Annotated in this window: 16 protein-coding genes; 3 read left to right on the forward strand and 13 right to left on the reverse strand. The window is 66.6% G+C overall.

Annotated elements, in window-relative coordinates:
• Positions 1 to 84 precede the first annotated feature (84 nt).
• From ACH0BU_RS11355 to ACH0BU_RS11380, 6 genes are all read right to left on the reverse strand, one after another.
• Complete coding sequence (locus tag ACH0BU_RS11355; RefSeq protein ID WP_314470272.1) at positions 85 to 873, reverse strand: DUF455 family protein; 789 nt, start codon at positions 871 to 873, stop codon at positions 85 to 87.
• Positions 870 to 1,316, reverse strand: coding sequence for a peroxiredoxin (locus ACH0BU_RS11360; RefSeq protein WP_296219762.1), 447 nt, complete (start codon positions 1,314 to 1,316; stop codon positions 870 to 872). The genes ACH0BU_RS11355 and ACH0BU_RS11360 overlap by 4 nt, the downstream gene beginning before the upstream one ends.
• Complete coding sequence (locus ACH0BU_RS11365) at positions 1,279 to 3,963, reverse strand: bifunctional [glutamine synthetase] adenylyltransferase/[glutamine synthetase]-adenylyl-L-tyrosine phosphorylase (protein WP_296219764.1); 2,685 nt, start codon at positions 3,961 to 3,963, stop codon at positions 1,279 to 1,281. The genes ACH0BU_RS11360 and ACH0BU_RS11365 overlap by 38 nt, the downstream gene beginning before the upstream one ends.
• A gap of 296 nt (positions 3,964 to 4,259) precedes the next feature.
• On the reverse strand, positions 4,260 to 4,901 hold the full coding sequence (locus ACH0BU_RS11370; RefSeq protein ID WP_046410961.1) for a sigma-70 family RNA polymerase sigma factor: 642 nt from the start codon (positions 4,899 to 4,901) through the stop codon (positions 4,260 to 4,262).
• 104 nt (positions 4,902 to 5,005) lie between these two features.
• Entirely contained in the window at positions 5,006 to 5,149 is a 144-nt protein-coding gene (locus ACH0BU_RS11375) for a hypothetical protein (protein WP_046410963.1), read from the reverse strand.
• Positions 5,150 to 5,191: 42 nt separating this feature from the next.
• Positions 5,192 to 5,989: a response regulator gene (locus ACH0BU_RS11380; protein WP_046411827.1), complete on the reverse strand. Its 798-nt coding sequence runs from the start codon at positions 5,987 to 5,989 to the stop codon at positions 5,192 to 5,194.
• A 244-nt stretch (positions 5,990 to 6,233) separates the two neighbouring features.
• On the opposite strand from ACH0BU_RS11380, the gene ACH0BU_RS11385 reads away from it, so the two are divergent.
• The 3 genes from ACH0BU_RS11385 (at position 6,234) to ACH0BU_RS11395 (ending at position 8,410) form a co-directional block, all read left to right on the forward strand.
• On the forward strand, positions 6,234 to 6,401 hold the full coding sequence (locus ACH0BU_RS11385) for a NepR family anti-sigma factor (RefSeq protein WP_231622004.1): 168 nt from the start codon (positions 6,234 to 6,236) through the stop codon (positions 6,399 to 6,401).
• 8 nt (positions 6,402 to 6,409) lie between these two features.
• Positions 6,410 to 7,996, forward strand: a complete 1,587-nt coding sequence (locus tag ACH0BU_RS11390; RefSeq protein ID WP_136451509.1) for a sensor histidine kinase — start codon at positions 6,410 to 6,412, stop codon at positions 7,994 to 7,996.
• 279 nt (positions 7,997 to 8,275) lie between these two features.
• On the forward strand, positions 8,276 to 8,410 hold the full coding sequence (locus ACH0BU_RS11395) for an entericidin A/B family lipoprotein (protein ID WP_046411830.1): 135 nt from the start codon (positions 8,276 to 8,278) through the stop codon (positions 8,408 to 8,410).
• Positions 8,411 to 8,470: 60 nt separating this feature from the next.
• Here ACH0BU_RS11395 and tatC read toward each other — a convergent pair whose 3' ends face one another.
• The 7 genes from tatC to ACH0BU_RS11430 are packed head-to-tail and all read right to left on the reverse strand — an operon-like array spanning position 8,471 to position 13,043.
• Positions 8,471 to 9,247 (reverse strand): twin-arginine translocase subunit TatC, encoded by a 777-nt coding sequence (gene tatC, locus ACH0BU_RS11400; protein ID WP_046410964.1) that lies wholly within the window; start codon positions 9,245 to 9,247, stop codon positions 8,471 to 8,473.
• A complete protein-coding gene (tatB, locus tag ACH0BU_RS11405) occupies positions 9,244 to 9,669 on the reverse strand; it encodes a Sec-independent protein translocase protein TatB (protein WP_296219773.1) in 426 nt (141 codons plus the stop codon). Before tatB ends, tatC begins: the two co-directional genes overlap by 4 nt.
• 26 nt (positions 9,670 to 9,695) lie before the next feature.
• Complete coding sequence (locus ACH0BU_RS11410) at positions 9,696 to 9,935, reverse strand: Sec-independent protein translocase subunit TatA (protein WP_046410967.1); 240 nt, start codon at positions 9,933 to 9,935, stop codon at positions 9,696 to 9,698.
• 26 nt (positions 9,936 to 9,961) lie between these two features.
• Complete coding sequence (gene scpB / locus ACH0BU_RS11415; protein ID WP_314470262.1) at positions 9,962 to 10,537, reverse strand: SMC-Scp complex subunit ScpB; 576 nt, start codon at positions 10,535 to 10,537, stop codon at positions 9,962 to 9,964.
• The gene (locus tag ACH0BU_RS11420; RefSeq protein WP_296221767.1) at positions 10,534 to 11,259 is read right to left on the reverse strand and encodes a segregation and condensation protein A; all 726 of its coding nucleotides are present in this window, start codon (positions 11,257 to 11,259) and stop codon (positions 10,534 to 10,536) included. The genes scpB and ACH0BU_RS11420 overlap by 4 nt, the downstream gene beginning before the upstream one ends.
• Positions 11,256 to 12,260 (reverse strand): beta-N-acetylhexosaminidase, encoded by a 1,005-nt coding sequence (gene nagZ, locus ACH0BU_RS11425; RefSeq protein ID WP_314470259.1) that lies wholly within the window; start codon positions 12,258 to 12,260, stop codon positions 11,256 to 11,258. Before nagZ ends, ACH0BU_RS11420 begins: the two co-directional genes overlap by 4 nt.
• Before the next feature lie 60 nt (positions 12,261 to 12,320).
• Positions 12,321 to 13,043 (reverse strand): SPOR domain-containing protein, encoded by a 723-nt coding sequence (locus tag ACH0BU_RS11430; protein ID WP_046410971.1) that lies wholly within the window; start codon positions 13,041 to 13,043, stop codon positions 12,321 to 12,323.

The raw sequence follows: 13,043 nt of genomic DNA on the forward strand, positions 1-13,043 counted from the left end.
CACGCACGACGCATGTTCAAAAAACTGGTCTGGATTGCGGCCCCCCGCTCACCGGACACCGTCAACTGCCCTTCTTTTGAGCAGTTAAGCAATAGCGCCGTAGTAATCCCGCGTCAGGCCGGCAGACTCGCGCGCTGAGTCGTTGAACGGACCTTTCACGACGCCCCGAAAACGGCCTCCAATGAGGGATTTCCAGTGGGTCGCGGGGTGCAAACCGGCCGCCGCGCACCGCTCCTCGAACCACCGCGTACCGACCGAAACGTGCCGGATTTCATCGGTGTAGATGCGGTGGAGGATGCGCGCGCTGGCCGCATCGCCGGCGGCGTGGAAGCGGTCAACGGTGGCCGGCGTCACGTCGAGCCCGCGCGCCTCCAGCGCCATCGGGACGACGGCGAGCCGGGCGAGTACGTCATCGGCGGTCGCATCCGCTGCCTCCCACAGCCCGGCATGGGCCGGGAGCGCGCCATAATGGCTGCCCATCGCGCGCAGCCGGCGATCGAGCAGTGCGAAGTGCATCGCCTCGTCCGCGCCGACGCCAATCCAGTCGTCCACGAATTCCCGCGGGAGAGCCGCGCCAAAACGCCCGGCCATGTCGAACGCCAAGTCGATCGCGACGTATTCGATATGCGCCAGCGCGTGAAGCAGCGCGATGCGGCCCCGTTCCGACCCGCCCTTCCCCCGTTTCGGCATCCGGCCGGGGGGCAGCAATTCGGGCTGGTCGGGCCGTGCCGGCGCATCGGGCATGGCGACGTCGAAGCTGTGGGCGAGCCGCCCTGCCCGCCACGCGCGGGCCGCCTGACGCGCGGCCTTCACCTTGGTGGCGGGATCCGCCGCGTTGAGCACGTCGCGCGCGGCGGCGGCGAGCGTTGTCACAGGGCGCGCGCCGCGGCCAGCACCTCCGCCGCATGTCCGGGGACTTTCACCTTGCGCCAGGCGCGGGCGAGCTGGCCGTCGCGGCCGAACAGGAACGTTGCGCGCTCGATGCCCATGTAGCGGCGGCCGTACATGGATTTTTCCACCCAGGTGCCGAACGCCTCGCAGGCGGAGCCATCCTCATCGCTGGCGAGCGCCACGGCGAGATCGTATTTCGCGACGAACTTCTCATGCTTGGCGGGCGGATCCTTGGACACGCCGATCACGACGACGCCTGCGGACGCAAACTCCCCGACCATGGCGGAAAAATCCTGCGCCTCGCGCGTGCAGCCGGCAGTATCGTCCTTGGGATAGAAATAGACGACCAGCGGCAGCGGCTGATCCTTCAGGCGGAGCGGCTGACCATCAATCGCGGTCAGCGTCACGTCCGGCAGTGTGTCCATCGGTCAATCCTTTCCACGCCGCCGTAACCTGCTGCCGGGCGGTGTCAAAGCCGGCGAGCACCGCGTCCCAATCATCGAGATGGAGCACCCGCGCGACCAAGGCGCGCGTTGCTTCCGAGGGTGGCTCGGCCGCATCCGGCGCGACCAGGCGAAGCGTGACGATGAGGCGGGTGAGCAGATCGTGCGCGTGGTGGAGGTCTACACCGAGCCCGAGCAGATCGATCGCGCGGCCGAGATTGGTGTCGAAGCCCTCCCGCCGGGTCAGCTGCGCGACATGGACGGTGAATTCCAGATCGACCAGCCCGCCGGGCAGCAGCTTGGCGTCGAGCGGCCCGGCGGGCGGCTTGTGCGCCGCCATCTCGGCCCGCATCGTGATGGCATCGGCCACGACGTCCCGCTGCGGCCTGTCGCCGTTGAGCACGCCGTCGATGATCGCCTGCAATTCGGCGCGCGCCTTTGCCGAGCCGAACACCGGCCGGGCGCGGGTGAGCGCCATATGCTCCCACGTCCAGGCGCTCTCGCGCTGGTAGCGGGCGAAGGAATCGACATTCACCACCAGCGGGCCCTGTGTCCCCGAAGGGCGCAGGCGCGTGTCGATTTCGTAGAGCGGGCCCGCGGCGGTAGGAACGGAGAGCGCGGCGGAAACGCGCTGCGCAAGGCGATTATAATAAAGCGTCGCGCCCAACGGCTTGGGGCCGTCGGACTCCGCCGCGAAATCACCAGTGAACAGGTAGATTAGGTCGAGGTCGGAGGCATGGGTCAGCGCCCCTCCCCCGAGCCGCCCGAGCGCGAGGATGACGAATTCGCTGTCCGGTACCCGGCCATGCGCCTGCGCGAATTCCGCCACCGTCTCGCTCGCCAGCACCTCGATCGCGGCCTCTGCCACGCGCGAATAGCCTGCCGCGACGTCGAGCGGATCGGCCACCGCGGAGATGATCTGCGCGCCCAGGGCGAAGCGGTGTTCGTTGACGATGCGGCGGACGTGATCGAGCTTGGCCTGGAAATCCGCGCGCCGTTCATTGCTGCGCATCATCGCGGCGATGGCGGGCACGTCAGGCACAGGATCGAAGGCGGAGGCGTCGATCAGCCCGTCGAGCAGGTCAGGCCGGCGCGCGAGTTCATCGGCGAGGGTGGGCGTGTGGCTGAGCAACCGGACAAGGAGGGCGATGAGCGCGGGCCGCGCCTCCAGCAGGCGGAAGATGTTCACCGCGCTGGGCAAGCGTTCGAACAGCCGGTCGAGGCGGTTGAGCGCGGCCTCGGGCGCGGGTGCCTCCCCCAGCGCCGCGACGAGGCCGGGCAATACGGCCTCAAGCGCGGCCTGCGCGGCGGCACTGCGCAGCGCGGGATAGCGCGCGGCACGCCATGCCGCGATCCGGGTTGCCGCAACGTCGGGATCTGCGAAGCCCGCCGCGACAAGCTGGGCGGAAAGGGCATCGCTGTTGGCGGACAAATTGTCCCCGGTGGTAGGCGCGAGCTGCCCGAAGATGGCGCCAACGCGCGTGACGTGCGGTTCGAGATGGGCGAGCAAAGCCGCGCCGTCGGGGCGCCCGTCCAGCCGTGCCACGCGCTCCAACGCGTCGCCGGTCGGAAGCGCATGCGTCTGGCGATCATCGATCATCTGGACGCGGTGCTCCGCCGTGCGCAGCGCGACATAGGCGTCACAGAGCGCCTGTGCGTCATCCCGGGCGATCCGGCCAGCGGCGGCCAGTGCGGCGAGCGCCCCGCGGGTATCGCCGGTACGCAGCGCGGGATCGCGCCCGCCGTGGATGAGCTGGTGGATCTGCGCAAAGAACTCGATCTCGCGGATCCCGCCTCGCCCCCGCTTCAGGTCATAGCCCGGGCCGAAGGTCTGCCCCTGCGAGTGGTGATCCCGAATCCGCCGGGTGATCTCCAATATCTCCCCCACCGCGCCGAAATCGAGGCTGCGGCGCCAGATGAAGGGGCGGATCGCGTCGAGAAACTGCTCGCCCAAGGCGATATCGCCGGCGGCGGGGCGTGCGCGGATGAAGGCTGCCCGCTCCCAGGGCAGTGCCTGCGATTCATAGTAAGTGATCGCGGCGTCGATCGGCAGCGCGATGGGCGTGACCTCGGGCGTCGGACGGAGCCGCATGTCGACGCGCAGGACATAGCCGTCAGCGTCGCGGGCCTGGAGCAGCTCGATCACGCGCCGGCCGATGCGCACGGCCGCGTCGACCGGCTCCTCGTTGCGGCGCGTCGGCAGCGTCCGGGGATCGAACAGGAAGATGGGGTCGATGTCCGACGAATAGTTCAGCTCGCGGCTGCCCTGCTTGCCAAGCGCAAGCGCAACAAAGCCCTCCGGCCCCGCCCCTGGGCTGCGCTCCGCGATCGCAGCGCGGATCGCCTGGTCGAGTGCGAAATCGGCAAAATCGGTCAGTCGGTGCGTGACGGCGGTCAGATCGAAGATGCCGGACAAGTCGCCGATCGCGACCTGAAGCGCCAACTGACGACGGGCAAGACGCAGCGCCCGGCCTATCGGCACATCGGGGTCGAGCGTGACCGGCCGGTCGAGCGATGCCGCGGAAAAATGGTCGCCGCGGTCGAGCAAGTTCGCGAGAAATGGCGAGAATCCGTGCGCCCGGCCGACCGCGTCCGCGACCAGCAGCTCGACATTTTTTTCGCTTGACAAGGGGAAATCCGTAGCCTGGACCATGAAACCAACGCGTCTCCTGATCCGTTCTATCGCGCATGACGACACATGAACATCATCATCGCGAAGGAGGCAGTGACGGTTACTATGTCCGGTATCCGCGGGCTACCGACGCTATCGGCGAATCGCTGCGTTTCGCATTCAATGATGCGCGCAGCACCCCTGACGACCTCAAGACACTGGTAGAGGCGCTTTATGGCGTTCCAAGAAACTAGGTCCGAAAGGCAGGTCTAGCAGCCGCGCCCTGACAGGGCCGGTGGCAAGCCCGCTCACGATCAGCGATCGCGGCTGAGCTCGTCCACCTCGTCCATGATCTCGTCGAGCGTCGGTTTCAGGCTGGGGATCATGTGATCGGTCCGCGACGTCATGTCGCTACCGCTCATGAGCGCCTCCAGCGCGACACGGCCGCGCGCCACGCGGCTCTTGATCGTGCCGACCGCCACGCCGCAGATCTCCGCCGCCTCTTCATAGGCGAAGCCGCCCGCACCGACGAGGATCAGCGCCTCGCGCTGTGGCTGCGGCAGATGAAGCAGCGCGCGCTGCATGTCGGCAAGCTCGACATGCTTGTCCTGGCTGGCGGGTGCCGCCAGCAGGCGATCAGCCACGAGATCGTCCCACTCACCCTTGAAGCGCGCGCGCCGCATCTGCGAGAGATACAGGTTGCGCAGGATGATGAAGGTCCAGGCGCGCATATTGGTGCCAGCCTGGAACCGCTTGCGCGCGGCCCATGCCTTCAACAGCGTTTCCTGCACCAGATCGTCGGCGAGATCGCGGTTGCCCGACAGCGAGCGCCCGAAGGCGCGCAAATGCGGGATTACCTGAGCAAGCTGCTTCTTGAATTCCGGATCGGATAGCGAAACGTGCTCGACCGATGCTCCATCGGCCGCGGCATCATCACGCGGTTCAGCTTCGGTCATAATATGTCGTTCGGTCCCCGCACCGGAATGAACCGGCATCCTCTCCGTAAGATAGATAGTACCGGCGTCGTTTGCCACCCGTCCGGTCAACATGGTGATCGCGTCTACAACCGCGTGAACAGCAGAAACGCGAATATCGCGATCACCAGCACCAGCGAAACGGGCAGGATATATCGGGTCATGTGCGGCGTAGTGCCAGCGCGAGCCTCGTCAGTGCTCAGCTCGACCTTGTGATTTTCGTCAGCCATACAGCTTTAACGATCCTGCACCGTTTTGGGTCCGTATCGTTTTTACGAAACCGGCGCGGTCGATTGATCGAAGAACAGCGCCTGGCTGATCGCGGCCTTCACCGTCGACCGCTGGAACGGCTTGGTGATGAGGAAGGTCGGCTCCGGGCGCTCACCGGTCAGCAATCGTTCCGGGAAGGCGGTGATGAAGATCACCGGCACCTGGAATTCACCCAGGATGTCCTTCACCGCATCGATGCCCGACGAATCGTCGGCGAGCTGGATGTCGGCGAGCACGAGGCCGGGACGATCGTCCATCGCGAGCGCAACCGCTTCGTCACGGGTCACGGCGACACCGGTCACTTCATGGCCGAGATCGCGCACGATCGTCTCGATATCCATTGCGATGATCGGTTCGTCCTCGATGATGAGGACGCGGGCGCGAGTCTGATTCTCGATCTCCGATAGCGCGTCGGCGACGAGCGATTCGACCTCGCTGGGCGAGACGTTGATGAGATAGGCCGTGTCCTCGACCGTGAACCCCTCCATCGCGGTGAGGAGCAGCGCCTGGCGCGACAGCGGCGTCATCCGCGCGAGGCGCGCGCGGGCCACCGCCTCCTGATCGTCCACATCCCCCGGATCAGCCTGCTGATCGTCGTTGGTCGATCCCCAGATCGCCTGGAACGTACGGTACAGGCCAAGGCGCGGATCGACGTCGCGCGGAAATTCCTCGGGAGCGGCGACGATCGCTTCGAGCGTGGCGCGGACATATTTGTCGCCGTGCGACTGGCTGCCGGTGAGCGCCCGCCCATAACGACGCAGGAAGGGCAGATGTGGGGCGAGCTGTTGTCCAAGCGACATGAGGCGGAACGACTCCCAATAGATTAGGGTTTCGGCTTTGCGCGCCAAACCCGGATTGATCAACTTCGACAAACCCCCGCAGGCGCGCGGCGCCCAACGACGCAATTCGTCGTCGAGCGGTGGAACCAACGAACCGGTATTTTGTTTCCATGACGCGAGCCTTGATGAACAGGCTGGTGCCAAGGCCCGTAAGCGGCCAAGGAATCGTCACAGCATGCCAGACAGGTGTTTCGGGGGGTAAGCGTTGGTTTCGGACAAGGAAGCGCCAAAAAAGCCGGTCAAGAAGAAGGGCAGCACTGCGGTGCAGTCCAAGGACCGGGACATGGGTGCGGCGCTGCGATCAATCTATCAGAAGACGATCGACGAGCCGGTCCCGGACGAGTTCGTTTCCCTCCTGGGCAAGCTAGACTAAGCACAGACATGGCAACGACGGCGGACGATTCGCGCGTTGGCGCGACGACGCCGACGTTCATGATGCGCTGGCCCACGGGCGCGAAGCTTCTGGTGATCCTGTCGATCGCGCTGCTGCCGCTCGCGATCATCGCAGTGTTTGCGACGCTGCGCATCACCCAGATTGCCGATACCGAGGCACGCGCGGGCCTGCGCGTCGCGGCGGCCGAGAGCAGCCGCGCGATCGCGATCGAGCTGATCGGCGACATGACCGCGCTGCGTGCCGCGGTGGATGCGCTGGAGGCGGACCCCGGCGACACACCCAGCTGCGCGCGCGTCCAGGGCGTTTTCGCGCAACAGGCATTCAACGGCGCGCGATTCGCGGTGTTCGGCCCCAAGGGTCGGCTGCTGTGTGGCAGCAGCTTTCCCGGGGCGCTGGAGGTGGCGCGAACCGCCCGCGACGCGGCCGTGGCAGCGCAGATCCTGCCCCAGCGCGGTCTGCTGCTCGGGGTGGTCGGTCGTTCCGGGCAGGTCACCGCAGCGGCATACTTCCCGACCGACTTCCTGGCGGAGCTGAGCCGCCCGAGCGGGTTCACGCCGGCCTATGCCGCAACCCTGATCCACGGTGCGAACGAGCTGGTGCTGCAATCGCTGGCGCGCGAGAACGCATTCGAGCGGCGCGAGAATAACCTAACCGACCTTGGCATCGGCGACCTGAAGCTGGCGATGGAGGTGCGCACCGCGCCGATCACTTCGCCGCTGGTCATCGCGCTGCTGCTGCCGCTGGTCATGTGGGCGGCGGCCGCGGGCATCGCCTGGTTCGTCGTCGATCGCCTGCTGATAAGGCCGATGCGCCAGCTGCGCGCGCGCGTCGCGGCCTTCACGCCGGGCGAAGAAACCGATTCGCAAGTAATCCGCGCGCTGCCGGCGCAGGAATTGCGCGAATTGGGCGATACGTTCCGCGCGCTGACCAAGACCGTGGCGATCCACGAGGCGGGACTTGCCGAAGGGCTGGTGCGCCAGACGAAGCTGACGCGCGAAGTGCATCACCGGGTGAAGAACAACCTCCAGGTGATTTCCTCCCTCATCAACTTTCACGCGCGTGGCGCGAAGTCGCCCGAGGCGTCGCAGGCCTATGCGTCGATTCAACGCCGGGTCGATGCGCTCGCGGTGGTGCATCGCAACCATTACGCCGAGATGGAGGAAAATCGCGGGCTCTCGCTGCGGCCGATGCTGGGCGAGCTGGCGTCCAACATCCGCGCGACGGCGGCCGAGGGCACACAGCTGCGCATTCAGCTCGACATCGATCCCTATCTGGTGACGCAGGACGTCGCAGTCGCGGTGGCCTTCCTCGCCACCGAGTTGATCGAACTGGCCGTCACCTGCGATCCCGCGGCGCAATTGCGCGTGTCGGTCAAGGAAGCGGCGACGCCGGATCGCGCGACGCTGCGCGTCTCGTCGCGGGCGCTGATCGAGAGCCCGGAACTTCGCGACGGCCTCGCCACCCGCTTCGGGCGCGTGATCGAAGGCCTGTCGCGCCAGCTGCGCGCGCCGCTTCACCACGATCCACTGGCTGGCGCGTACGAAATTTCGATCGCGGTGCTCGGCCGGGATTGAGGCTGGGCCGGCGGCAGCGCCGCGGCTCAACTTTTTTCCACGATTGGCCCGAAAGCCTAGGAACCCCCGCCGCCGATCGACGTTCTACACTTCGGATAGCGACTTTATGCCCCCCCGCTCTCGCTATCCGCGACATAGGCCCGGAAGCGTCAACCCTCCCCCCCCCCCGGTGACGCTTTCGGGCCTTATTTCATTTCCTTGAGATCGTTGGCGCGAAGGAACGAAGTTCCTCACCACGCATTTTCCCGAATGCGAAATGACTGCGCGCAGGAGGGCTTGATGAAAAAGTTGTTCGGAATGGTTGTGGTGGCTGGCGCCCTGATGGTTTCGGCGTGCAACACGGTCGAAGGTGTCGGGCGCGACGTATCGTCGGCGGGCAACACCGTCGCCAAGACGGCGGACGACGCCAAGTAACCACGGCTTCATTGTCAGGAGACGGGCGGCGTCGAGGAGACACTCGACGCCGCCCTTCTTTTATTCGCTGGCGGCGGCGGCCGTTTTCTCTCGCGCGCGGCGGCGCTCGGTAAACCAGATGCCGATCAGCGCGAGTTCGTAGAGGATGCACAGCGGGATCGCGAGGAGCAGCTGCGACCCGACGTCGGGCGGGGTCAGCACCGCGGCAATCGCGAAGGCGGCGACGATCGCGTAGCGGCGTGCCGACACAAGCTGCTGGCGAGTCACCACGCCACCGCGTTCGAGCAGCATCAGCAGCACCGGCAGCAGGAACGACAGGCCGAAGCCGAACAGGAACTGCATGATGAAGGACAGGTAATTGCCGATCGACGGCAATGCGTCCTGGCTTACCCCGCCGATCTCCCCTTGGAAGCCGAGCAGGAAGTGCAGCGCCACGGGAACGGCAATATAATAGGCCATCGCGGCGCCAGCGAGGAACAGGATCGGCGTCGCGAGCAGGAAGGGCAGCAGCGCACGCCGCTCATTGCGGTAGAGGCCCGGGGCAACGAACTGCCACAATTGGTTGGCGATCACCGGGAACGACACCATCATCGCGGCGAAGAAGGCCACCTTGATCTGGACGAAGAAGGCCTCGAAAATCTGGGTGTAGATCAGCCGCTTCTGGCCGGCCGCGAGGAGCGGCTGCACCAGGAAGGCGAAGATCGCCTCCGCGAAATAATAGCAGACAGCAAAGGCCAGCAGCAGCGCGCCGATGCAATATAAAAGACGGCGGCGCAGCTCGATCAGATGGTCGAGCAGCGGGGCGCGCGTGTCATCGAGTTCGTCGGCCGGGTTCATGACGGGGCCTTGCCATTGGCGTCAGGAAGGGCCGTCTCGTTCGCCGGGCGCAGCACAGGCTGTTCGACCATCACTGGTTCATCGGGCTGGGACGCGTCCTGCGGGGCGACATCACCACTTGGTGCGGTCGCCTTCGGCTCCTGGGCAGCAGGCAGCTGCTCGGCGGCGGGCTCTTCCGGCGCAAGCATCGGATGCTCGCGCATGATCCGCTCATTTTCCGCCTTCCACTTCTTTTCCATCTCGGCGAGCTCGGCCTCGCGCACCATCTCGTCAAAGCCAGCGCGGAACTGGCGGGCAACGCCACGCGCCTTGCCGACCCAATAGCCGAGCACCCGAAGCGCCTTGGGCAGGTCCTTCGGGCCGATGACGAGCAACGCCACCACGGCCACGACGGCCATTTCGGAAATGTTGAAGTCGAGCATGGCGGACGATGGCGACGCGGATCAGATCAGCGCGCGACCTTGTCTTCCTCGACGATCGTCTCCGAGGCGGGACGCGCCGTCTGCTGCGCCTCGATCCGCTGCGCGGGCTTCGCAGACGCTTCCTCGTCTTCTTCCGACATGCCCTTCTTGAAGTTCTTAACGCCCTTGGCGACGTCACCCATCATGCTCGAGAAGCGGCCGCCACCCAGCAGAAGGATGGCAACGATCGCGAGAATAAGGATGTGCGGGAGGCTGAAGCTACCCATGGGGATTCTCCTGAAGTCCCGACCATCTAGTGCTCATCGTCGTTCTTTTCCACCGCGAGTTGTTCGACGGCCAGATCGACCGGATCGAGCAGGCCGGCGGCGCGCAGATCCTCGATCCCGGGCAAGTCGCGGCGCGATTGCAGGCCGAAATGCGAGAGGAACGCCGGTGTCGTGACGAAGGTGAGCGGCCGGCCCGGCACCTCGCGCCGGCCAGCCGGGCGGACCCAGCCCGCCTCCATCAACACGTCAAGCGTGCCCTTGGAGATCTGGACGCCGCGAATCGCCTCGATCTCGGCGCGGGTCACCGGTTCGTGATAGGCGATGATGGCCAGCGTCTCGATCCCGGCGCGGCTGAGGCGGCGAACTTCCTCCCGGTCACGGCGCAGCACATGCGCCATGTCGGCCGCGGTCTGGAAATGCCAGGCGTCGCCGCGCTGCACAAGATTGATGCCGCGCCCGGCATAGTCGCGGGCCAGTTGCTCCACCGCGGCGCGCACGTCGCCGCCCCCGACATAGGCGCGGATCGAATCGATCGTCATCGGATCAGCTGCCGCGAACAGAACCGCCTCCACTGCCCGCACCACGTCATTGGGCGGGGTCACGCGGGCAGCCTCAGGTACAATGGCGCAAAGGTGCCGTCCTGCCGCAGTTCCACCCTGCCCTGCCGCGCCAGTTCAAGCGCGGCGAGAAAGCTGGAGGCGAGCGCGGAGCGGCGAAAGGCACCGTCCGCGCCGTCGGGCAGGAAGCGGTGCAACATCGACCAGTCGATCGCCGTGCCGAGCAGGGCAGAAATGCGCGCGATCGCCGCCTCTAGCGTCATCACCTGTCGATCCTGCACGACATGCATGACCGGGCGGGTGCGCGCGCTGATCCGGCCATAGGCCGAGATGAGATCGTAGATTTCCGCGGACCAGCGCGCCTTGCGGATCGTGCGAAGCCCGTCGGGCGCGGGGCGGCGGAACACGTCGCGGCCCAGCCGATCACGCGCCATCAGCCGCGCCCCCGCCTCCCGCATGGCGGCGAGCCGCTCGAGCCGCAATTGCAGCCGCAGCGCCAGTTCCTCGGGGTCGGGCTCCACCTCAGGGTCGCGCGGCAAGAGGAGCGCCGATTTGAGATAGGCCAGCCACGCCGCCATGACGAGATAGTCGGCGGCCAGTTCCAGCTGCAGCGTGCGGGCGCGTTCGACATAAGCCAAATATTGTTCGACCAGCGAGAGGATCGAAATCTGCTTCAGGTCGACTTTCTGCGAGCGGGCAAGATTGAGCAGCAGGTCGAGCGGGCCTTCCCACCCGTCGAGATCAAGCGTCAGCTGCTCCCCACTCACGCGCCGATCGCGAGCAATTTGTCGCGCTTGGCGACCAAATCCGCGAACACGCCCTCGGCTGGCCGCAGCGTCGCCATCGCTCGGACGAGCCGGTCGCGCGATGGCTGGGCGATATCGTCCAGCCGATCGGCAATCGCGACCATTTCATCGAGCCGCGCCCAGCAGTCGAGCACGATGTCGCAGCCAGCGGCGATCGCCCCCGATGCCTTGTCCGCCGGCGTGCCGGACAGTGCCTTCATGTCGATATCATCGGTCATCAGCAGGCCATCAAAGCCGATCTTGCCGCGGATCACATCGTTGATGATGGTCGGAGACATGGTGGCGGGGCGCTCAGCATCCCACGCCTCGAACACGATGTGACTGGTCATGCCCATCGGCGCATGGGCCAGCGCGCGGAACGGCGCGAGATCATCCTCCAGCTCCGCCGCGGTCGCCGTGACGGTGGGGAGCAGATGGTGCGAATCTACCTTGGCCCGGCCGTGGCCCGGCATGTGCTTGACCACGCCGACGACGCCGCCGGCCGCCAGCCCTTCGAGCGTCGCGCGGCCGAGCGCGGCGACACGCTTTGGCTCGCTGCCGAAAGCGCGGATCGAGATTGCCTCGGTGGTGCCGGGGCCGATCACGTCGAGGATCGGGTGGCAATCGACGGTAATCCCGACCTCCGCCATCATCAGCCCGAGCGCCTGCGCATTGGCGCGCGCTGCCTCGATCGCGGACATAGGCGCGATGTCATACAGGCGATCGAAATCGGGACCGGCCGGAAAGGCGGGCCATTCTGGTGGACCGAGGCGGGCGACGCGACCGCCCTCCTGATCGACCAGGATCGCGACGTCCGAGCGACCCTCCAGCGTACGCAGCTCGTCGGTCAACGCGCGGAGCTGCTGACGATCGAGGCAATTGCGCTTGAACAGGATGTACCCCGCCGGACGCGCCTCGGCGAAGAATGCGCGTTCGTCGGAGGTAAGCGTCGGCCCGGACAGGCCAAAGATCACTGGCTTCATGGCCCGGTATTAGCGGGTCCGCCGGGGGTTTCCACCCCAGCGCGCGAGCGTCCCGCCGCGTCAGCTGGTGACGAAGCACTTCTCGCCGGCGACGGTCAGGCGGCCACACAGATCACTCGCGGCGTCCGCGCTGCCGGCATTCACCTTCAGGCGATAGACCTTGCGGCCGTTGACCTCGGCGGGCTGGACGGTTTTGCCCAGGGTCGCGACATAGGAGAAGCGCTTGGCCACCGCGCTCCACGCGGTGTTCGCCGCCGCCTCGCTCGGGAAGGCGCCGAGCTGGACCAGCGACCCGCCCGAGTTGGCACCCGGGATCTGCTTCTTCGGTGCGGCCATCGGTGCGGCGGCGACCAGCCGTCCGCCCGAGCCGGGAACCTCAGCGACGGTGCGTGCGCTGCCGTCGGTGGCCGGTGCCGGCGCGTCGGCGCGGCGGCCGGCGATCGGCGCCTCTGGCACGGCCTTCAGATCGATCGCGGCGGTGGCGCTTGCCCCCGCGCTGGCGGCGATCGCCGAATCCCCTTCCCCGTCGACCTTCAGCCCGCCGGGATCATCCGGCTTCACCTTATAGTCGCCCGGCTGCGCGGCGATCAGTTCACCCTGGCCGTCCGGCGCGCGGGTCTGGAAGCTGAATACGGCAAAGACGATGGCGGCGAGAAGCACGAGGCCGACGGCGACCAACAGCAGGACGCGCAGCACGCCCGGCCCTTCCGGCTCGTCCGGCTCCACCGTCTCAAGCCACGGAAGCCGGTCTTCATCCCTGAGATCGAATTCCTCGGTCGCCAT

Origin of the sequence: Sphingomonas olei (genome assembly GCF_045369765.1) — a bacterium.
GTDB classification, from domain to species: Bacteria; Pseudomonadota; Alphaproteobacteria; order Sphingomonadales; family Sphingomonadaceae; genus Sphingomonas; species Sphingomonas panaciterrae.